This is a genomic window from Streptococcus sp. 116-D4 (genome assembly GCF_009731465.1).
Lineage (GTDB): Bacteria > Bacillota > Bacilli > Lactobacillales > Streptococcaceae > Streptococcus > Streptococcus pseudopneumoniae_E.
Genome location: NZ_AP021887.1, coordinates 412,649 through 430,909, shown reverse-complemented (window position 1 = coordinate 430,909; position 18,261 = coordinate 412,649). Strand labels below are relative to the sequence as shown.

General features: G+C 43.4%; 18 protein-coding genes, 1 riboswitch and 1 other annotated feature (1 of these 20 running past the window's edge). Of the genes, 6 read left to right on the top strand and 12 right to left on the bottom strand.

Features of this window, described 5'->3' with window-relative positions; all coding sequences use genetic code 11:
• Positions 1-26, bottom strand: a binding site (T-box leader); it reaches 206 nt to the left of the window's first position.
• 6 nt (positions 27-32) lie between these two features.
• The 6 genes from UKS_RS02285 to UKS_RS02260 form a co-directional block, all read right to left on the bottom strand.
• On the bottom strand, positions 33-1,289 hold the full coding sequence (locus UKS_RS02285) for a DegT/DnrJ/EryC1/StrS family aminotransferase (protein ID WP_173020435.1): 1,257 nt from the start codon (positions 1,287-1,289) through the stop codon (positions 33-35).
• Between the two features lie 42 nt (positions 1,290-1,331).
• On the bottom strand, positions 1,332-2,024 hold the full coding sequence (locus UKS_RS02280) for a sugar transferase (RefSeq protein WP_117305924.1): 693 nt from the start codon (positions 2,022-2,024) through the stop codon (positions 1,332-1,334).
• Positions 2,025-2,222: 198 nt separating this feature from the next.
• Entirely contained in the window at positions 2,223-3,965 is a 1,743-nt protein-coding gene (locus UKS_RS02275; protein ID WP_156011668.1) for an ABC transporter ATP-binding protein, read from the bottom strand.
• Entirely contained in the window at positions 3,955-5,700 is a 1,746-nt protein-coding gene (locus tag UKS_RS02270) for an ABC transporter ATP-binding protein (protein WP_156011667.1), read from the bottom strand. Before UKS_RS02270 ends, UKS_RS02275 begins: the two co-directional genes overlap by 11 nt.
• Positions 5,701-5,754: 54 nt before the next feature.
• Positions 5,755-6,390 (bottom strand): DUF421 domain-containing protein, encoded by a 636-nt coding sequence (locus tag UKS_RS02265; RefSeq protein ID WP_000174451.1) that lies wholly within the window; start codon positions 6,388-6,390, stop codon positions 5,755-5,757.
• Positions 6,387-6,842 (bottom strand): DUF3290 family protein, encoded by a 456-nt coding sequence (locus UKS_RS02260; RefSeq protein WP_000675331.1) that lies wholly within the window; start codon positions 6,840-6,842, stop codon positions 6,387-6,389. The genes UKS_RS02265 and UKS_RS02260 overlap by 4 nt, the downstream gene beginning before the upstream one ends.
• 133 nt (positions 6,843-6,975) lie before the next feature.
• On the opposite strand from UKS_RS02260, the gene UKS_RS02255 reads away from it, so the two are divergent.
• From UKS_RS02255 to UKS_RS02240, 4 genes are all read left to right on the top strand, one after another.
• Positions 6,976-7,803 carry an exodeoxyribonuclease III gene (locus UKS_RS02255; protein WP_156011666.1) on the top strand — a complete coding sequence of 276 codons (828 nt, stop codon included), beginning with the start codon at positions 6,976-6,978 and terminating at the stop codon, positions 7,801-7,803.
• An 11-nt stretch (positions 7,804-7,814) separates the two neighbouring features.
• Positions 7,815-8,201 carry a bleomycin resistance protein gene (locus tag UKS_RS02250; protein ID WP_049497531.1) on the top strand — a complete coding sequence of 129 codons (387 nt, stop codon included), beginning with the start codon at positions 7,815-7,817 and terminating at the stop codon, positions 8,199-8,201.
• Between the two features lie 190 nt (positions 8,202-8,391).
• Positions 8,392-8,487, top strand: a riboswitch (purine riboswitch).
• Positions 8,488-8,616: 129 nt separating this feature from the next.
• Entirely contained in the window at positions 8,617-9,198 is a 582-nt protein-coding gene (locus tag UKS_RS02245; protein ID WP_156011665.1) for a xanthine phosphoribosyltransferase, read from the top strand.
• Complete coding sequence (locus UKS_RS02240; protein WP_156011663.1) at positions 9,198-10,460, top strand: nucleobase:cation symporter-2 family protein; 1,263 nt, start codon at positions 9,198-9,200, stop codon at positions 10,458-10,460. Before UKS_RS02245 ends, UKS_RS02240 begins: the two co-directional genes overlap by 1 nt.
• 29 nt (positions 10,461-10,489) lie before the next feature.
• Here the strand turns inward: UKS_RS02240 and UKS_RS02235 are convergent, their stop codons facing one another.
• From UKS_RS02235 to UKS_RS02225, 3 genes are all read right to left on the bottom strand, one after another.
• Positions 10,490-10,894, bottom strand: a complete 405-nt coding sequence (locus UKS_RS02235; RefSeq protein WP_156011661.1) for a PaaI family thioesterase — start codon at positions 10,892-10,894, stop codon at positions 10,490-10,492.
• A 69-nt stretch (positions 10,895-10,963) separates the two neighbouring features.
• Complete coding sequence (locus UKS_RS02230; protein ID WP_156011659.1) at positions 10,964-12,445, bottom strand: UDP-glucose--hexose-1-phosphate uridylyltransferase; 1,482 nt, start codon at positions 12,443-12,445, stop codon at positions 10,964-10,966.
• An 18-nt stretch (positions 12,446-12,463) separates the two neighbouring features.
• On the bottom strand, positions 12,464-13,642 hold the full coding sequence (locus UKS_RS02225; RefSeq protein ID WP_156011657.1) for a galactokinase: 1,179 nt from the start codon (positions 13,640-13,642) through the stop codon (positions 12,464-12,466).
• A 163-nt stretch (positions 13,643-13,805) separates the two neighbouring features.
• Here UKS_RS02225 and galR point away from each other — a divergent pair, with 163 nt between their 5' ends.
• Positions 13,806-14,807 (top strand): DNA-binding transcriptional regulator GalR, encoded by a 1,002-nt coding sequence (gene galR, locus UKS_RS02220; protein ID WP_156011655.1) that lies wholly within the window; start codon positions 13,806-13,808, stop codon positions 14,805-14,807.
• Between the two features lie 172 nt (positions 14,808-14,979).
• On the opposite strand, the gene UKS_RS02215 is transcribed toward galR, so the two are convergent.
• The 3 genes from UKS_RS02215 to UKS_RS02205 all read right to left on the bottom strand — a co-directional run bounded on the left by UKS_RS02215 (position 14,980) and on the right by UKS_RS02205 (position 17,486).
• On the bottom strand, positions 14,980-16,017 hold the full coding sequence (locus tag UKS_RS02215; protein WP_156011653.1) for a zinc-binding dehydrogenase: 1,038 nt from the start codon (positions 16,015-16,017) through the stop codon (positions 14,980-14,982).
• A complete protein-coding gene (gene nmlR / locus UKS_RS02210; RefSeq protein ID WP_156011651.1) occupies positions 16,018-16,371 on the bottom strand; it encodes a stress response transcriptional regulator NmlR in 354 nt (117 codons plus the stop codon).
• 224 nt (positions 16,372-16,595) lie between these two features.
• A complete protein-coding gene (locus UKS_RS02205; protein ID WP_049497518.1) occupies positions 16,596-17,486 on the bottom strand; it encodes a cation diffusion facilitator family transporter in 891 nt (296 codons plus the stop codon).
• 132 nt (positions 17,487-17,618) lie between these two features.
• On the opposite strand from UKS_RS02205, the gene UKS_RS02200 reads away from it, so the two are divergent.
• Positions 17,619-18,155: a TetR/AcrR family transcriptional regulator gene (locus tag UKS_RS02200; RefSeq protein ID WP_156011649.1), complete on the top strand. Its 537-nt coding sequence runs from the start codon at positions 17,619-17,621 to the stop codon at positions 18,153-18,155.
• The last annotated feature ends 106 nt before the right edge of the window (positions 18,156-18,261 follow it).

Here is an 18,261-nt window from a genome sequence, read left to right as displayed (position 1 = left end):
TTACTTTTCTGATTTATTGAGAATATTATATGCTATTGTCCGCTTTTTGTCAAGATTTTTTTATGATTTTTTTCAGAACCAAGAATTTCTTCGGAAATTCTCACCAAAGTCTTAACGATGTAATCAACTTCTTCATCGCTTAATTTAGTGTGAAGAGGAAGCGTAATTTCATTTTCAAAGAAGGCATAGGCCTTAGGATAATTGGCCATATCAAAGCCAAGATTCTTATAGGCTGTCAAGAGCGGAAGTGGTTTGTAGTGGACGTTACTTGCAATTCCTGCTTTGGCTAATTCTTGGATGATGAGGTTGCGTTCTTCTAAGCTCGCTCCTTCTACATGGGTGATGTAGAGATGGCGTGAAGATTCGACAGTATTAGTCTTGTGTGCCAATGGATGGATACGAGAACCTGCAAAACCACGATCATAGCGGTTCACAATGTCCTTACGACGTTGCAACAAATTTGGATAGCGGTCCAATTGTACCAAACCAAGTGAAGCCATGATATCTGTCATATTGCACTTGTAGGCAGGAGTTACGATATCGTATTCCCATGAGCCTAGTTGCATCTTGGCAAGAGCATCTTTAGTTTGTCCGTGAAGGGAAAGGATTTGGAATTCCTTGTACATCTCTTCGTCGTCAATCGCTGGATTGGCTTTCCAAGTAGCACTTCCTCCCTCAGCTGTTGTAAAGTTCTTAACGGCATGGAATGAGAAGGAAGTAAAGTCAGCGATAGAACCAGCCGGTTGACCCTTGTAAGTAGATCCCAAAGCATGGGCACTATCAGAGACAATCACGATACGGTTAAAGGCTTTTTGCCACTTGCTTGAAGCAGTAAAGAGGTCACGTTTCTTTTCCACTACTTGGAACAAACGATCATAGTCGCAGATAATCCCTGCAAGCTCTACCGGGATGATCACCTTGGTCTTTTCTGTAATGGCTTGCTCAAGCAAGTCATAGTCCATCTCAAACGTATCTGCTTGGATATCCACCATGACAGGGGTCGCCCCTACGTGAGTGATGACACTACATGAAGCTGTATAGGTCATGGCTGGAACGATGACTTCATCCCCAGGTCCCACTTCCAAAGCGCGTAAAATCAACTCCAGAGCGGCAGTCGCAGAGTTGAGACAGACAGTCTTAGGTGTCTGTGTGTAAAGAGACAAGCGACGCTCTAGTTCTTTTGTCTTAGGACCTGTTGTGATCCAACCAGAACGTAGGGTATCTGCTACTTCAGCAATTTCTGCTTCTGTAATATCGGGTGGTGAAAATGGAATATTGTAATTTGGCATTGATTTGCTCCTTTTATCTGTACTCATTTCCTCATGACTACTTTATTTTAGCACTTCAAACACGGTTTGAAACATGATTTTGATGTCTCCAAGGAAACTAAACTCTCGGAGATAGGCGAGGTTATAGCGCATCTTTTCAGGAAGGACGTGTTCGACATAGGCTTGGTCAACCGACAGACCTTTCTCCGTCATTTGACTGATGATAGTGTCCTCATCCTTGTAGTGAATGCTGGCTGGAGAGGTAATCCCTGCTGGCAAGAGCAAGGTCGCCATCATTTCAGGGCTATACTGCTCTGTGTAGCGTGGCACTTCAGGTCGTGTACCTACAAAAGACATCTCACCTTTAAGAACATTGACCAACTGAGGTAGTTCGTCCAAACGGACACGGCGGATGAAATTGCCAACCTTGGTGATGCGGCTATCATTAGCAGAAGTCACCAGACTTCCTTTTTTATCCGCATCCGTCACCATGGTACGGAACTTCCAAATCTTGAACCGACGGTTATACTGGGTCACGCGCTCTTGCTTGTAAATCACTGGCCCCTTGCTATCCAACTTGATCCATATGCTCAAGATGAGAAAGACTGGGGAAGTCAAAATCAGCAAGATCAAAGCCAGAATCCAATCCAAGCAACGCTTGAAAATCAGCGAACCCTTCCTTTTAGAGACAAGCTGGTAGTAAGACTCAACCTCGCTTGATTTCATTTCCACGGGCAAGGCTTCCCATTTCAGCATGCTGTTTCTCCTTTGTTTTTATTATACTATTTGTCAACATTTTTCATTATACCACAAAATGGAAAAGGCGGTGAAAGAAAGCTGTAATTTGAAGGATTTCCTTCTTATTAATCTAGGAAACTGGTCGCAGGCTGCCCAAAGTACAGCTTTGAGGCTGTGTATAAAGTTGACCTGGTTTAAAGAGATTGTCAAAAAGTATCAGGCCATGGCCCCTGCCTGCAAGCTGTACATCTTGTGATAGGTTCCTCCCAAGGCCAAGAGTTCTTCATGGGTTCCACTCTCGATGATGCGCCCCTTATCCAGAACGTAGATACAGTTGGCGTCTTGGATGGTAGAAAGGCGATGAGCGATGGCAATGGTTGTCCGTCCCTGTCTCATCTTAGCTAGAGAAGCTTGAACCAAACTTTCTGTTTCAGAGTCAATATTGGCTGTCGCTTCATCCAAAATCAGAATTTTAGGCTGACTGGCTACTGTTCTAGCAAAAGCAAGAAGCTGGCGCTGCCCAGTAGAGAAGCTCGAACCACGCTCGGAAACAGGGGAGTCATAACCCTGCGGAAGTTCTTGAGTAAAGGAATCTGCGTCCACGAAGGCTGCCGCAGCCTGGACCTGATCATCACTAATGTCTTGGTACATGGCGATATTGGACTTAATGGTCCCATGATAGAGGAAGGGCTCCTGCAAGACCAGACCGATATTTTTTCTCAGCTCTTCCTGACTGTAGTCCCTAATATCCACACCATCTAAGAGAACTCGCCCTGACTGGAATTCATAAAAACGCATGAGAACATTGATAATCGAAGATTTCCCTGAACCTGTATGACCCACAAAAGCAATGGTTTCACCTTTGTTAACCGAAAAGGAAATATCATCCAAAATCGGATGTTTGCCATCATATGAGAAACACACATGTTCAAACCGAATATTGCCTTCTTTGACTTTAGCCTGGCCATTTTTTTGGAGAGGCTCATAGGTCTTCTCATCAATCAAGGCAAAGACACGGCCAGCAGAAACCATGGACGTTTGAAGAGTTGAAAAGTTTTGCGTCACCTCAATCAAGGGGTCAAAGAGACGATTGATATACTGGATAAAGGCATACATAGTTCCTGCCGTTATTCCCAGATAAAGTCCGCGATAGCCAAAGTAGGCCATCAAGACAGCATAGCCTAGAAGTTTCAGCAAACTCATGGCAGGGCGCAAAAAGAGGGCATCTAAGGCTACAGAACGGTTAGCATAGACCAAGTGTTCTTGGTTAATTTCATCAAATTCTGCTTGCAGACGCTTCTCTTGATTAAAGGTCTGAATAATCCTGATTCCCTCGATGTTTTCAGCTAGCTTGCTATTGATATCAGACAAGAGACTTCTGGTTTTCTCGATAATCTTGACAGACTTTTTCCGATAGAGATTGACCAAAAGGAAAATCAAGGGGAGAAAGAGCAGGACTAAAGCCGTCAAACGAAAATCCAACACCAACATGGTATAAAGGGTTGTCAGAAAGATGAAAACTGCTGAGATAAAGCTGGATAAAATCCCTGAAAACATATCACTGATAGTCTCGGTATCATTGGTCAAACGAGAGACGATAGAGCCTGCTGGCGTCTTGTCAAAATAAGACATGCCTAGTTTTTCCATATTGGCAAAGGCATCGCGACGAATATCCCTAACAATACTGTAGGATACTCGAGCAAAGAGAAGATTGCCGACATACTGAACCAGAGTTTGTAGGATATAAAGGCCATAGTAGACCAGCAAAACGGTCACGGCAAGCTGGTTGAGATTACTGAGGTACTGGTCAATAAAATGGGAGGCCACAAGGGGAATGACACTTTTGATGACCGTAGTCACTAGGAGAAAGCTGAGTGCCAAAAAGGTTAGAAGACCATAAGGTTTAAGATAAGACACCAAGCGCTTCAATACAGCCCATTGTTCTTGTTTATTCTGCATCTTCTTCTCCTTTCATTTCCAACTGTTGAGACTGGTAGGTTTGGGCGTACCAGCCATTCAAAGCTAGCAGGTCTTCGTGTGTCCCGCGTTCGATAATCTGTCCATTTTGCAGTACTAAAATCAAATCTGCATGGACAACTGCACTGAGGCGATGGGCTGTGATGATGGTTGTTTTGTCCTTACGCGTTTCCTTTAGATTATCAATAATCGCATACTCCGTCTTGGCATCCACAGCTGACAAGGAATCATCTAAAATCAAAATATCTGGATCTAAAATCATAGCTCGACTCATAGCCAGACGCTGCTTTTGACCACCAGAAAGACTGACTCCCTTTTCACCAATCAACGTATCAAATCCCTGAGGCATGGCTACAATGTCTTGGTAAACTTGGGCTAGCTTGGTCGCTTCCTCGACCACTGAAAGTGGTAAATCAGGATTCCCAAAGCGGATATTGTCTAAGATAGAGGTCGCAAAGAGGAACTGGTCCTGAGGAACATAGCCCATAAGACTGCGAAGGTCTGTCAAACGATAATCGCGAATATCGTGACCATTTAGATAAATGGCTCCCTTGTCCACATCGAATTCACGCAAGAGGAGCTTGATCAAGGACGTTTTTCCAGAGCCTGTCTGCCCAACCAAGCCCAGAGTTTGCCCTTTTTCCAAACTAAAGTGAATATCCGTCAGTGTTTCCTCGTTTTCAAAGGCAAAGCTATCAATATCGTACTGCAAGCGACCGTTTTCAATGCCATCCAAAGGAAACTCAGGGTCTTGTACAGGTGATTCCTGAGACAAAAGTTCCTCAATTCGCTGGTAAGAAACCTTCCCTCGCTGGGTAATATTAAAGAGGAAGCCGATGGCCATAAGAGGCCAAACTAGCATATCCAAGTAGCTGATAAAGGTAACTAGATTACCAACTGTAATCTGTCCCTCCTGAACCATCAAGGAGCCGACCAAGAGGGTTAACACATAGGATGAACCAACAAATAAGAGAACCATAGGGTCAAAGAGACTATCGTATTTCATGGTTTGCAGGTTCTTCTGGAAGGTCAATTCATTGACTGCCTGAAAGGACTTCAACTCGTCCGCCTGGTAACCGAAAGACTTGGTCACTTTAATACCTGATACAGACTCCTGTACCTTGTTATTGAGTTCGGAAAAGGCAGCTTGGGATTCGCCAAAGGCCTTGTGGGTCTTTCTCCCTAGACGACTGGTCGCATAAGCCATGAAAGGTAAGGGTAAAATGGCAACTAGGGTCATTTGCCATGAAATACTAAAAAGCATGGTCAGCAAAGTCACCAAAGCCGTGATCGAGGCATCCACCGCAGACATAACACCACCCCCTGCGAGACGCGTCAAGGCATTGATATCATTTGTAGCGTGTGCCATCAGGTCCCCTGTACGATAGGTCTGATAAAAGGCTGGAGGCATTTTTGTGAAATGCTCAAACAAGCGAGACCGCATAATCTGTCCCAGACGATAAGAAGTCCCAAGGATATACATACGCCAAACATAGCGCAGATAGTACATCCCAAAGGCTGCAAGAAGCAAGTAAAATAGGTCAAGAAGGAGGTCCTGCTGGGTTAATTGCCCCGATGTAATAGCATCAATAACCCGCCCCATAACCATAGGTGGAATGAGATTGAGTACGGAAACCAAGATCAGGGCCACGATTCCGACTAGATAACGGCGTTTTTCTAACTTGAAAAACCACCAAAGTTTTTGAATAATGGACATAAAATCCCTTTCTGATTGCAAATGGAAACCTGAGGCCAAGACCCCAGGTTTTTCTTATTCATAGGTTACAACTGTGACGGCACCCTTGTCATACTCAGCGATAAAGATATTGGCCACATTGTCATGTCCTTGTTTGCTTAGATTATCAAGCAGCCACTCTTCGCTACGGCCAATCGATTCCAAAACATCGACTTGGATCACACCGTCAGTCACAACTGGATACTTAGGATTTTCATCCCCCATTTGGACCACGATGAGTTGGCCATTTTGCTCCTGCACAGCGCATTTGACCTGTTTCATCTGGAAAATCCCTTGGCTACGAAGTTTGAGAGCAACTTCTGCTGCAGACAAACCAACTGAACGACAGGCTTCTGGGTCAATCTGCCCATTTTTGATAAGGAGAGTTGGTTTTCCATCAATCAAGCGTTTGACAAAACGAACATTGTTATTGAGCCACTTGAGGGTCAAGACCAAAATCGTCCACATCATCAAAATCACTGCATACTGGAGAATGCTGATAGAACTATTGTAAATCACCCCACCGATGATACCACCAAGAACATAGTTCTGAATTTGGTCTGTCGCAGAGTTAGGTGCTAGGTTCCCCTTTCCTGTCACATTGATAACAAAAACAAGCGAGAAGAGCCCCAAGGCCAGTTTGATTAAAATTTCCATATAATTGAGTGTCATTTGTTTACCTCCACCAATTCAATAGCGTCTGTTTGATGCAATTCTAATTTCTCTAAAAGATACTTGTCTGGTTGGCTCCCGTTCATGGCGCGGTAGAAATTTGGACCTACCTTGACAAGCGCTCCATCAGTGGCTGCAGAAGTATTGACATAAACTTCTGATTTATCCACTCCCAAGTCTTTGGAAACAACCTCTATGAAATGAAGGGAGGTTTGAAATTGGTTGTTAGAGGCTTGATTGGTCTGGTATTTTGAGATTGTCACCAAAAGCATGGCCACCAAGGTCAAGGCCAAAATCATGACCAATTCCCGAAACTTAGTCCCCTTTTTATCTCGATAGGCTTTAAAAGCAAAAAATCCTGTGATAGCTAGGAGAACAATTCCAAAGCCAATCATGATGCCATTTTGCTGACTGATTTGGCTAAGTACATAGTCATATGAGTAAAATTTCATTTATTTTCACTCCCTTTCATAAAATCATTCTTAATTATAAACGAAAGAAGGTGATTTTTCAAACCATACGTTGGGGAAATAGACCTTTTTTTGGTATAATAAAATCTATAATCTGAATGAAAAAGGTAACTTTATGAAATTGATCTCATGGAATATTGATTCCCTCAATGCAGCCCTAACGAGTGACTCAGCACGCGCCAAATTGTCCCAAGAAGTCCTACAAACCTTGGTCGCTGAAAACGCTGATATCATTGCTATCCAAGAAACCAAGCTTTCTGCCAAGGGTCCTACAAAGAAACACTTGGAAATTTTAGCAGAACTCTTCCCAGGCTACGAGAACACGTGGCGCTCTTCCCAAGAGCCTGCCCGTAAAGGCTATGCTGGAACCATGTTCCTTTATAAGAAAGAACTTACGCCCACTATCAGCTTCCCAGAAATTGGTGCTCCTTCTACCATGGACTTGGAAGGCCGTATCATCACTCTAGAATTTGATGCATTTTTCGTGACTCAAGTTTACACACCAAATGCTGGCGATGGCCTCAAACGTTTGGAAGAACGTCAAGTCTGGGATGTCAAATATGCTGAGTACTTGGCAGAACTAGACAAAGAAAAACCAGTCCTTGCAACTGGTGACTACAACGTAGCCCACAATGAAATCGACCTTGCAAATCCTGCCAGCAACCGCCGTTCACCAGGATTTACCGACGAGGAACGTGCTGGATTTACCAAACTTTTGGCAACTGGATTTACCGACACCTTCCGCCACATTCACGGCGATGTTCCAGAACGCTACACTTGGTGGGCACAACGCAGCAAGACTTCAAAAATTAACAATACAGGCTGGAGGATCGACTACTGGCTAACAAGTAACCGCGTCGCTGATAAGGTGACCAAGTCAGACATGATTGACTCAGGAGCTCGCCAAGACCACACACCAATTGTCTTGGAAATTGAACTGTAAGGATTTTCACGATGAACTTCAATGCAGTTATTCCTGAGTTTATGGTATCGAATATCGAACAGTCCCGTTCCTTCTACTGTGATTTACTCGGTTTTAGGATTGAATATGAGCGTCCGGAAGAAAACTTTCTCTTCCTTTCTCTTGAAGAGTGCCAGCTAATGCTAGAGGAAGGAACCCCCGAGGAATTGGCTAACCTTACCTACCCATTTGGCCGTGGAGTCAATCTCTCTTTTGGTATAAAGGATGTTCCAAAACTCTATCAAAAAGTGACGGAGGCCAACTACCCTATTTACCGTCCTTTAACCAAGAGAACATTTCGTGTCGGGAATCACTATATCTATCCTCACGAGTTTGCAGTTTTGGACCCAGATGGTTATTTTTTAAGATTTAGCGAGTAGAAAAATAGAGACTGGGAAAATCTTGATAATATGCCTTTTATGATGGAAAAAACCTTCTAAATGTTAGCTAATAAGTTAATTTTTGCCCATTTTTATTATATATGTTCGTTTTTTTAGTCAAAACACTAACAAAACATTTGATTTCTAAAGCTATTTAGTGTAAAATAAAAATATTGGCACAAGCCTAATTAAAATTGAATATCGTTTTACTTGTTTATGTCGGGAATTGGCACGACGTTTCTACAAGGTGCCAGAACACCTAACAATAAGTAAGTTAGCTTTGGGTATGGTTTTTTTCGCCATGCCTATTTTGAGGGACTTACTTAGAGATTAAGTAGGTCCTTTTTCTATTAGTTTTACTTGATAGAAATTTGAAACAAGCAAATGGATTACCTTTTAGACTTTAGGAGGTCTTATGAAATTATTAGAAGAGCGCATCCTCAAGGATGGGCAGATATTGGGTGATAACATCCTCAAAGTAGATTCCTTTTTAACTCACCAAGTTGACTTTAGCTTGATGCGAGAGATTGGTAAGGTTTTTGCGGAAAAATTCGCTGCTGCTGGCATTACCAAGGTCGTAACCATTGAAGCGTCAGGCATTGCCCCAGCCGTTTTTACAGCTGAAGCCTTAAACGTTCCCATGATTTTCGCCAAAAAAGCTAAAAACATCACTATGAACGAAGGCATCTTAACTGCCCAAGTCTACTCCTTTACCAAGCAAGTAACCAGCACCGTTTCTATCGCTGGAAAATTCCTCTCACCAGAGGACAAGGTCTTGATCATTGATGATTTCCTTGCTAACGGCCAAGCTGCTAAAGGCTTGATTCAAATCATCGAAGAGGCCGGTGCCACAGTCGAAGCTATCGGTATTGTGATTGAAAAATCTTTCCAAGATGGTCGTGATTTGCTTGAAAAAGCAGGCTATCCTGTTCTATCACTCGCTCGTTTGGATCGTTTTGAAAATGGTCAAGTCGTATTTAAGGAGGCAGATCTCTAATGCAACAACAAGAAAAACACTCGCAAGCAGCCGTTCTTGGCTTGCAGCACTTACTAGCTATGTACTCGGGATCCATCCTGGTTCCTATTATGATTGCGACAGCCCTTGGCTACTCGGCTGAGCAGTTGACCTACTTGATTTCCACAGATATCTTCATGTGTGGGGTGGCAACCTTCCTCCAACTCCAACTCAACAAATACTTTGGGATTGGACTCCCAGTCGTTCTCGGAGTAGCCTTCCAATCCGTTGCTCCCTTGATTATGATTGGGCAAAGCCATGGTAGTGGCGCTATGTTTGGTGCCCTTATCGCATCAGGGATTTACGTGGTTCTTATTTCAGGCGTCTTCTCAAAAGTGGCCAATCTCTTCCCATCTATCGTAACAGGATCTGTTATTACCACTATTGGTTTAACCTTGATCCCTGTCGCTATTGGAAATATGGGAAATAACGTTCCAGAGCCAACTGGTCAAAGTCTCTTGCTTGCGGCCATCACTATTTTGATCATCCTCTTGATTAACATCTTTACTAAAGGATTTATCAAGTCTATCTCCATTTTGATTGGTCTAGTTGTCGGAACTGCCATTGCTGCTACCATGGGCTTGGTTGACTTCTCTCCTGTTGCAACAGCACCACTTGTCCATGTCCCAACTCCACTCTACTTTGGGATGCCAACCTTTGAGATCTCATCTATTGTCATGATGTGTATCATCGCAACAGTGTCTATGGTTGAATCAACTGGTGTTTACCTAGCCTTGTCTGATATCACAAAAGATCCAATCGACAGCACGCGCCTTCGCAACGGTTACCGCGCAGAAGGTTTGGCCGTACTTCTTGGAGGAATCTTCAACACCTTCCCTTACACAGGATTTTCACAAAACGTTGGTTTGGTTAAATTGTCAGGTATCAAGACTCGCCTGCCAATCTACTACGCAGCTGGTTTCCTCGTTCTCCTTGGACTCCTTCCTAAGTTTGGTGCCCTTGCTCAAATCATTCCGAGCCCTGTCCTCGGTGGTGCTATGCTGGTAATGTTTGGTTTTGTATCGATTCAAGGGATGCAAATCCTCGCCCGCGTTGACTTTGCTAACAACGAACATAACTTCCTTATCGCAGCTGTTTCCATCGCTGCAGGTGTCGGACTCAACAACAGTAATCTCTTTGTCAGCATGCCGACAGCCTTCCAAATGTTCTTCTCAAACGGAATCGTCGTAGCCAGTCTCCTCGCCATTGTCCTCAATGCCGTATTAAATCATAAAAAGAAATAAGAAAAAGAGGTACGAGCCTCTTTTTTATGTTATATCCTTACCTGTCTGTCTTCTGACCGTTGGCCTATGACAAACATGGTAAAGGTTGCTTTGCAGACATTTCTGCCTTCTTGATTGGTGATATCCACATCCACCACACAGGTTGTGCGACCTTGATGGACACATTCTCCTTTAATAGTCAGCACATCGTCGAGTTTTCCTGCTTTGAGGTAGTTGATAGAGGATTGGAGCGTCACTCCGTCTAGTCCTAGCGAGATAACCACCAAACCACTGATTTGGTCACAGAGTGTGAATAGATAGCCACCATGGGCATTGCCATAGTAGTTGAGAGACGAGTCCACTACTTTTGTCGTCACTACAACGTGACCATCTCTCATTTGTTCAATTTCGTAATTTTCAAAGGCAGATATAGCGTCAAAATGAAAGTCTTTCATCGTTTCCTCCTGATATTTCAAACGACACTATGATACTACTTTTTATAGAACTGTGCAAGAAGAAAGTTCCTAGTCTGACAAAATTCCAACCTGCTCTACAAAGCGCATAAAGGCTGCCTGTCCCTGCTCTGTCTGCTTGTAGACTCCTGCATCCTCAAGCACACGTGCAAAGATAGCACCCACAGAGTCCTTGACGATTTCAAGGGCTTTTTCTTTATCTGTTAGGTCTGGATGGTGTTCTCTGAGTTGGTCTGCCCATTCCTGATGATAATCGGCAACTGTATCAGCTTCTCCTATAAGATAGCTAGCTACTTGCTCCACTTCTGCCTTCAAACGAGGTGGTAAGATTGCCAAGCCCATGACTTCAATCAAGCCGATATTTTCCTTCTTGATATGCTGAACATCCTTGTGGGGATGATAGATGCCATCAGGATGCTCTGCTGAAGTCTGATTGTCCCGCAAGACTAAGTCCAACTCAAACTGTCCATCGCGTTTACGAGCAATGGGTGTAATGGTATGATGCGGTATCCCGTCTGTTTCTGCCAAAATCTGCACTGCAGGATCTGAATACTGACGCCACTCCTGTAAAATCTTGTCAGCTAAGTTGATCAAATCTTCTTTGGAATCAGAAGTCAAACGTAGCACTGACATAGGCCACTTGACAATTCCAGCCTTGACCTGCTCAAAACCAGCAAATCGGAAAGTCTTTTGCAAGGGAGCCAATTCCATAGGAAATACGTGACGGCCTCCCTGATAATGATCATGAGTTAGAATAGACCCCCCCACAATCGGCAAGTCGGCATTAGAACCTGCAAAATAGCCTGGAAACTGCTCTACGATAGCCAACAGACGTTCAAAGCTGAGACGGCTGATAGCCATGGGGCGGTGCTGGCCATCTAAGAAAATACAGTGCTCATTAAAATAAGCGTAGGGCGAATACTGGAAGCCCCACTCCTGACCAGCCATTTCAAAACGGATAATGCGGTGGTTGCTGCGAGCTGGATGATTAACCCGACCATGGTAGCCCTCGTTCTCTAGACAAAGCTGACACTGTGGATAATTACTAGCTTGCACCGACTTGGCTGCCGCAATCTCCTTTGGATCCTTTTCAGGCTTAGAGAGGTTGATGGTAATCTCAAGTTCTCCATAGTCAGATGGAACACGATAAGCAATATTCTTAGCAATGGCCTTGAGTTTGATGTAGTCATTTTTCTGGCTAAGTTGGTAAAAATCTCCTATTGCCTGCTCAGGAGATTGGGCGTAGGTTTCCCAGAAGTCACGATTGACCTGACTGGGACAAGGGGTCACCAAGTCCATCAGTTCAGCACCAAGGATTTCACGCGCAGTCTGACTATCCTCAATCCTCTCTAATCGAACCGCTTCCTCAACCAGCTGGTCCTTGAGGTCAATCAATTTATCCAAATTGGTCTCAATTTCCAAAACACCCTCTCCCACTCGTGCCAAGACACGATTGGTCAGGTAGATTCGATCCATTTCCTCAAATGAACTTTCAGAAATGATCTGTGTTACAAATTTATCTACTAGGGTCACTAGACAACCTCCTTTTGACTAGTGAAGGACGCGAGTCCCACCTGCAACTTCAGCGATATAGAAGCTTGGAGCGTATCCAACTACTTCCTCGTAGTGTTTGCCTACAGCTTCCTTAAAGGCCTCAACAGTATCTTTTTGCACCAAGGCAATGGCACAGCCACCAAAACCTGCCCCTGTCATACGAGCACCAAGAACGCCTTCTTGTGCCCAAGCTGTGTGAACAAGGGTATCCAATTCCAAACCAGTTACTTCATAATCATGCTCAAGAGAAACGTGAGAAGCATTCATCAAGCGACCAAATGTTTCCAAATCTCCTGCTTGGAGGGCTGCTTGAGCTTTAAGCGTACGTTGGTTTTCAAGCACAGCATGACGAGCACGTTTCAAACGATTTTCATCTTTAATCAGGTAGCTATATTGGTCAAAGACCCACTCATCCAATTCACCCAAGGTCTGAATATCCAAGGCAACTTGCAACTCTTCCACTGCTTTTTCACACTCAGCACGACGTTCATTGTATTTAGAGTCGGCCAATTCACGGCGTTTGTTAGTGTTCATGATAACAACGACATTGTCTTTTAAATCAAGTGGCACCAAGTCGTATTCTAGAGTGTTGGTATCTAGGTAAATAGCACGTTGGTCAGCCCCCATACCGATGGCAAACTGGTCCATAATACCAGAGTTGACTCCGATAAAGTTGTTTTCTGTTTGTTTTCCGATTTTAACCAAATCCAAACGGTCTAGTTTTAAATCAAAGAGATGCTCTGCCACGACCCCTGTCAAGAGTTCCAAGGATGCAGATGATGACAAGCCTGCACCATTTGGGATATTTCCAAAGACATAAAAATCAAAACCTTTGTCAATGACATGGCCAGCTTCTTGCAAGAAATGGAGAACCCCTTTTGGATAGTTGGTCCAGTTGTGCTCTTTTTCAAATTTGAGGTCAGCAAGAGGAACTTCAATAATGCCCTTGTCCTCAAAGTTAGCTGAGTAGAAACGCAAAACTTGATCGTCACGCTTGCGAGCCGCTCCATAAGTTCCCAAGGAAATAGCCGCGGGAAAAACGTGTCCACCATTGTAATCCGTGTGTTCACCAATTAAATTGATGCGTCCTGGTGAAAAGAAAGTTTGGTCTGCTTCTTGACCAAAAACGGCAAGAAATTCTTTGCGAAGGGCTTCAGCAGTAAGATGTTGTGTCATATGATTTCTCCTTTGACTGTCCGTTAAGTCACCTTAACGTGTAATCGTTTTCTTCTATTGTATCCAAGGGATTTCCCAAGGTCAATCCTTTTTACTAAACTTTTACTAAAATATAGGTAAAAAGCAGAAAAATATGATATACTAACCTCATCAAGGAGGATTTATGGCTACCTTAAAAGACATTGCACAGCTAGCCTCTGTCTCTATCGCGACCGTATCCCGCGTCCTCAATCGCGACCAGAGCCTATCTGTTACAGAAGAAACCAGACACCGTATTTTAACCGTTGCTGAAGAGCTGGGCTACACCAAGCACCTCAAGACAGGCGAGTCCCACAAGCCCAAGCAAAAGATTGCCATTATCCAATGGATCAGCGAACAAGGGGAGCTAGATGACCTCTACTACTACCAGATTCGCCTAGGAATAGAAAAACGAGCCCAAGAGTTGGACTATGATATCTTGCGCTATTTTAATGACCATCCTTTTACCTTAAGCGAGGAAGTGATTGGGATTCTCTGCATCGGAAAGTTTAGCCGAGCTCAGATTTCTACCTTTGAAGAATACCAAAAGCCTCTAGTCTTTCTAGACAGCGATACACTTTCCCTGGGACATACCTGCATTATCACAGACTTTTACACTGCCATGAAGCAGGTTGTCGATTATTTCCTCAGCCAAGGAATGGACCGTATCGGGATTCTAACAGGCCTTGAGGAAACAACTGACCAGGAAGAAATCATTGAGGATAAGCGGCTTGAAAATTTCAGAAACTACAGTCAAGCAAAGGGAATCTACCATGATGAACTGGTCTTTCAAGGAAGCTTTACTGCCCAGTCTGGCTATGACTTAATGAAACATGCCATTCAGAGCTTGGGAGACCAACTGCCACCAGCATTTTTTGCTGCTAGCGATAGTTTAGCCATTGGTGCCCTCCGTGCCCTCCAAGAAGCTGGAATCAGTCTACCAGACCGCGTCAGCCTCATTTCTTTCAACGACACCAGCCTGACCAAGCAGGTTTATCCTCCCCTTTCCAGCATCACGGTTTATACTGAGGAAATGGGCCGAGCAGGTATGGATATTCTTAACAAGGAAGTACTCCACGGTCGCAAAATCCCTAGCCTGACTATGCTGGGAACCAGACTGACTCTAAGAGAGAGTACTCTGCCATAACTTCACAAATTAATACTCTTCGAAAATCTCTTCAAACCGCGTCAACGTCTCCTTGCCGTACTCAAGTATAGCCTGCAGCTAGTTTCCTAGTTTGCTCTTTGATCTTCATTGAGTATAAATATAACAAAAAATCCTAATAGAGAGTCTCAAATCTCCATTAGGATTTTCTTTTTTAATCCATCACAATCATAGACTTAATAGTTTTACGTTCATCCATGTCTTTGTAGGCTTGGTCGATATCTTCCAGTCTATAACTTGAAGTAAAGACGCGACCTGGATTGATATCACCATCAAGGACAGCTTTTAGTAAAAATTGCTTATCGTAGGTTGTCGTAGAAGCTGCTCCACCTGCCACAGAGATATTTTGCATAAAGGTCGAACCAAGAGCACGGTTATTATAGTGAGGCACACCAACAAATCCCATGCGTCCTCCATTATGAAGAACACCAAGCGCCTGTTCCACAGCAGCCTCCGTACCGACGCACTCAAGTGCTGCATCTGCTCCTCCTCCGAGGATTTCACGTACCTTGGCAATACCTTCTTGACCTCGCTCAGCTACAACAGCTGTCGCTCCTGACTCCAGAGCCATCTTTTGACGGTCTTCATGACGGCTCATAAGAATAATTTGCGACGCACCACGCATCTTGGCCGCGATGACAGCACATTGACCGACAGCCCCATCACCAATGACCACAACCTTATCCCCTTTTTGAACATTTGCAACACGCGCCGCATGATAGCCTGTTGGCATGACATCAGCAAGAGTCAAGAGGGACTTGAGCATGCCTTCTGTGTAATCAGAAGGTTGTCCAGGAATTTTAATCAATGCCCAGTTTGCATAGTGGAATCGAATGTATTCTGCTTGAAAATCGCCTCCCAAGTTGTTACCAATATGATTGTCGCAAGAGCCGTCAAATCCAGCAAGACAAGCATCACACTTCCCACATCCATGTGTAAAAGGGACAATCACAAAATCACCTGATTTTACTGTTGTAATGGCTTCTCCAGTTTCTTCAACGATTCCAATCGCTTCGTGTCCACTATTCTTGTGTCCAGCTTTCGTTTCTGGATTACGGTACCTCCATAAATCCGAACCACAAACGCACGCGCGAACTACACGAATAATCACATCATCTGCGTCTATAATTTGCGGACGTTCAATGCTGGCAAGACCAACCTGGCCTGCCTTTGTATATACTGCTGATTTCATTTAAAATTTTCCTTCCTTGTAAAGTTTAATTTTGAGATTTAAACGATTTAAAGCTACCTGTAACTGAGACAAGCGTTCCTCTAATTTTTGCTTTTCTTCTTCTAAAATACCAAGCCTCTCCTCTCTCGTTTCATCCCCCTTTTGGTAGAGCGACATATAGTCAACTAAACTATCTATAGAGACACCCGCCGAACGAAAACACTTAATAAATTCCAGCGCTTCGATATCCTGATCTTGAAAATCACGAATCCCAGTAGCAGTACGAGTAATCGGTGGCACAAGACCAACCCGTTCATAATACCGAATCGTATCCGCTGAAATTCCCAACAAATCACTGGCAGATTTAATATTCACACGCTAACCTCCCTCTCATTTCATTCAGTGAGTTTACGCTATTTTAATTCACTTATCTTATTATATAACTTTGAGTTGACTCCAAGTCAAGCATTTTGCACCTAATCGAAAAATTTTAGCATTATCAGTTCTCTTATTAGCATGCCTTTTCATTAGTCAAATAGTATGGTGAAAACATCTTTCAAATCAAATATCAAAAAGACCTCAACAAAAGGTCGCTTTTTCTAGTGTTGATGCCCATTGGGTTGCTCTAAGGTTGTTACCCTCCGTTTATGTTGCACATGATTGCTTTCGCTGGCATCCACTTCGATGGTAATATTCTGAATTCCTCTTTCTTCTAAGAGCTGACGCACTTGATTCTTTGTTGCTATCATCTGCTCCCAATCCTCTAAACAGAGATGAATAATGGCATTATTTTCCAGACCATCCATGGACCAAATGCTAAGTTGATTGACACTTTTGACATTGATCAAAGCCTCCAAATCCTTCTTCAAATCACCCGTCTCTACTCCTTCTGGTACAGCATCCAAGAAAATCTTTAACGCGCTCCAAAAGCGAGGAATAGCTTTTGTTAGAATGAAGATAGAAATGACAAGCGATAAGAGCGGATCAAGGATATACCAATCTGTAAATCTGAGGATAATCGCCATTAGAATGACAGCCAACCAACCAAGAGTATCTTCCAAAAAATGCAGGCTAAGAATTGACTCATTTTTTGTCTTTCCCTTACGAACTACTAGACTAGCTAGCACATTGATACTTACTGCAATGACTCCTAGCCAGAGGATACCTTCATCATTAACAGGCTGTGGATTAAAAAGTTTAGTTATATTTTCCAAAATCACTAGGATGGATCCTGTGATAAGAATCACAGCAGTCACCAGGGCCCCTAAAAGACTAAATCGCTTGTAACCCAAGGTGTACTGCCTATCTTCTTCTCGATTTGAGATTGTTTCCAAAAAGGCCGATATGCCAATGGCTATAGCATCTCCCAAGTCATGAACAGAATCAGCGAGAACGGCACTCGAACCAAATATTCCTCCTGCGATAAACTCAACAATAGCATAGCTTAAATTTAAGAAAAAAGCTACCCAAACAGTATATTTTGTCTTCATCTTTCTCATTCCTTTGTTATAATAGATTTATGAATACCTTGTTCATTATCATTATCCACTAAAACTCAAAGAAAGGATAGAAGCAAAACGTCAGCTTTATTCAGTTCTGAACAATTTGCCTCAAGTGTCCATATGACTACCATTGACCGCCGTATCAGCAAAACAAAAAAAGCCATCTATCAAGCTTTTCTACAACTTTTAAACGATAAGGGTTACGAAGCCACTACAGTTCAGGATATCATTGATCTCGCAGATGTGGGACGATCCACCTTTTACTGTCACTATGAGAGTAAGGAACTACTTCTGGACGCGCTTTGCCGCCACCTCTTCCATCATCTCTTTGAAAGAGAGCAACCCATTTCAACTGAGGACTACCTCGCCCACCTCTTTCTCCATTTTCAGAAAAACCAAGACCATATCACCAGTTTACTATTCTCCAAGAATGACTATTTCCTCCGTCAACTCCAGAGAGAGCTGGAGCACCACGTCTATCCCATGCTGGTTGATGAGTTGAAAGAAGCACACCCAAGTCTGCCTGTTTCTTACCTCCAACACTTAGTCGTGTCCAACTTTATCGAGACATTGACATGGTGGCTCAAAAAAGGACAAAACTTGACAGACCAAGAAGTTGTCCAGTTTTATCTAGACCTTCTCATTCCTAAAAATTGAATACAGATTAAAGCTCAGTTGCCTTATTTCTAGGCTACTGAGTTTTTTATCTTTTCAATAATCAAAAAGCCCAGACGACATTGTCTGAGCAGTTTTCTATATGGTC

What these genes read in the sequence shown, in the direction of transcription:
- UKS_RS02285 (WP_173020435.1), bottom strand. Translation starts at nt 1,289, where the DNA reads ATGCCAAATTACAATATTCCATTTTCACCACCCGATATTACAGAAGCA.
- UKS_RS02280 (WP_117305924.1), bottom strand. Translation starts at nt 2,024, where the DNA reads ATGCTGAAATGGGAAGCCTTGCCCGTGGAAATGAAATCAAGCGAGGTT.
- UKS_RS02275 (WP_156011668.1), bottom strand. Translation starts at nt 3,965, where the DNA reads ATGCAGAATAAACAAGAACAATGGGCTGTATTGAAGCGCTTGGTGTCT.
- UKS_RS02270 (WP_156011667.1), bottom strand. Translation starts at nt 5,700, where the DNA reads ATGTCCATTATTCAAAAACTTTGGTGGTTTTTCAAGTTAGAAAAACGC.
- UKS_RS02265 (WP_000174451.1), bottom strand. Translation starts at nt 6,390, where the DNA reads ATGACACTCAATTATATGGAAATTTTAATCAAACTGGCCTTGGGGCTC.
- UKS_RS02260 (WP_000675331.1), bottom strand. Translation starts at nt 6,842, where the DNA reads ATGAAATTTTACTCATATGACTATGTACTTAGCCAAATCAGTCAGCAA.
- UKS_RS02255 (WP_156011666.1), top strand. Translation starts at nt 6,976, where the DNA reads ATGAAATTGATCTCATGGAATATTGATTCCCTCAATGCAGCCCTAACG.
- UKS_RS02250 (WP_049497531.1), top strand. Translation starts at nt 7,815, where the DNA reads ATGAACTTCAATGCAGTTATTCCTGAGTTTATGGTATCGAATATCGAA.
- UKS_RS02245 (WP_156011665.1), top strand. Translation starts at nt 8,617, where the DNA reads ATGAAATTATTAGAAGAGCGCATCCTCAAGGATGGGCAGATATTGGGT.
- UKS_RS02240 (WP_156011663.1), top strand. Translation starts at nt 9,198, where the DNA reads ATGCAACAACAAGAAAAACACTCGCAAGCAGCCGTTCTTGGCTTGCAG.
- UKS_RS02235 (WP_156011661.1), bottom strand. Translation starts at nt 10,894, where the DNA reads ATGAAAGACTTTCATTTTGACGCTATATCTGCCTTTGAAAATTACGAA.
- UKS_RS02225 (WP_156011657.1), bottom strand. Translation starts at nt 13,642, where the DNA reads ATGACACAACATCTTACTGCTGAAGCCCTTCGCAAAGAATTTCTTGCC.
- galR (WP_156011655.1), top strand. Translation starts at nt 13,806, where the DNA reads ATGGCTACCTTAAAAGACATTGCACAGCTAGCCTCTGTCTCTATCGCG.
- UKS_RS02215 (WP_156011653.1), bottom strand. Translation starts at nt 16,017, where the DNA reads ATGAAATCAGCAGTATATACAAAGGCAGGCCAGGTTGGTCTTGCCAGC.
- UKS_RS02205 (WP_049497518.1), bottom strand. Translation starts at nt 17,486, where the DNA reads ATGAAGACAAAATATACTGTTTGGGTAGCTTTTTTCTTAAATTTAAGC.
- UKS_RS02200 (WP_156011649.1), top strand. Translation starts at nt 17,619, where the DNA reads ATGACTACCATTGACCGCCGTATCAGCAAAACAAAAAAAGCCATCTAT.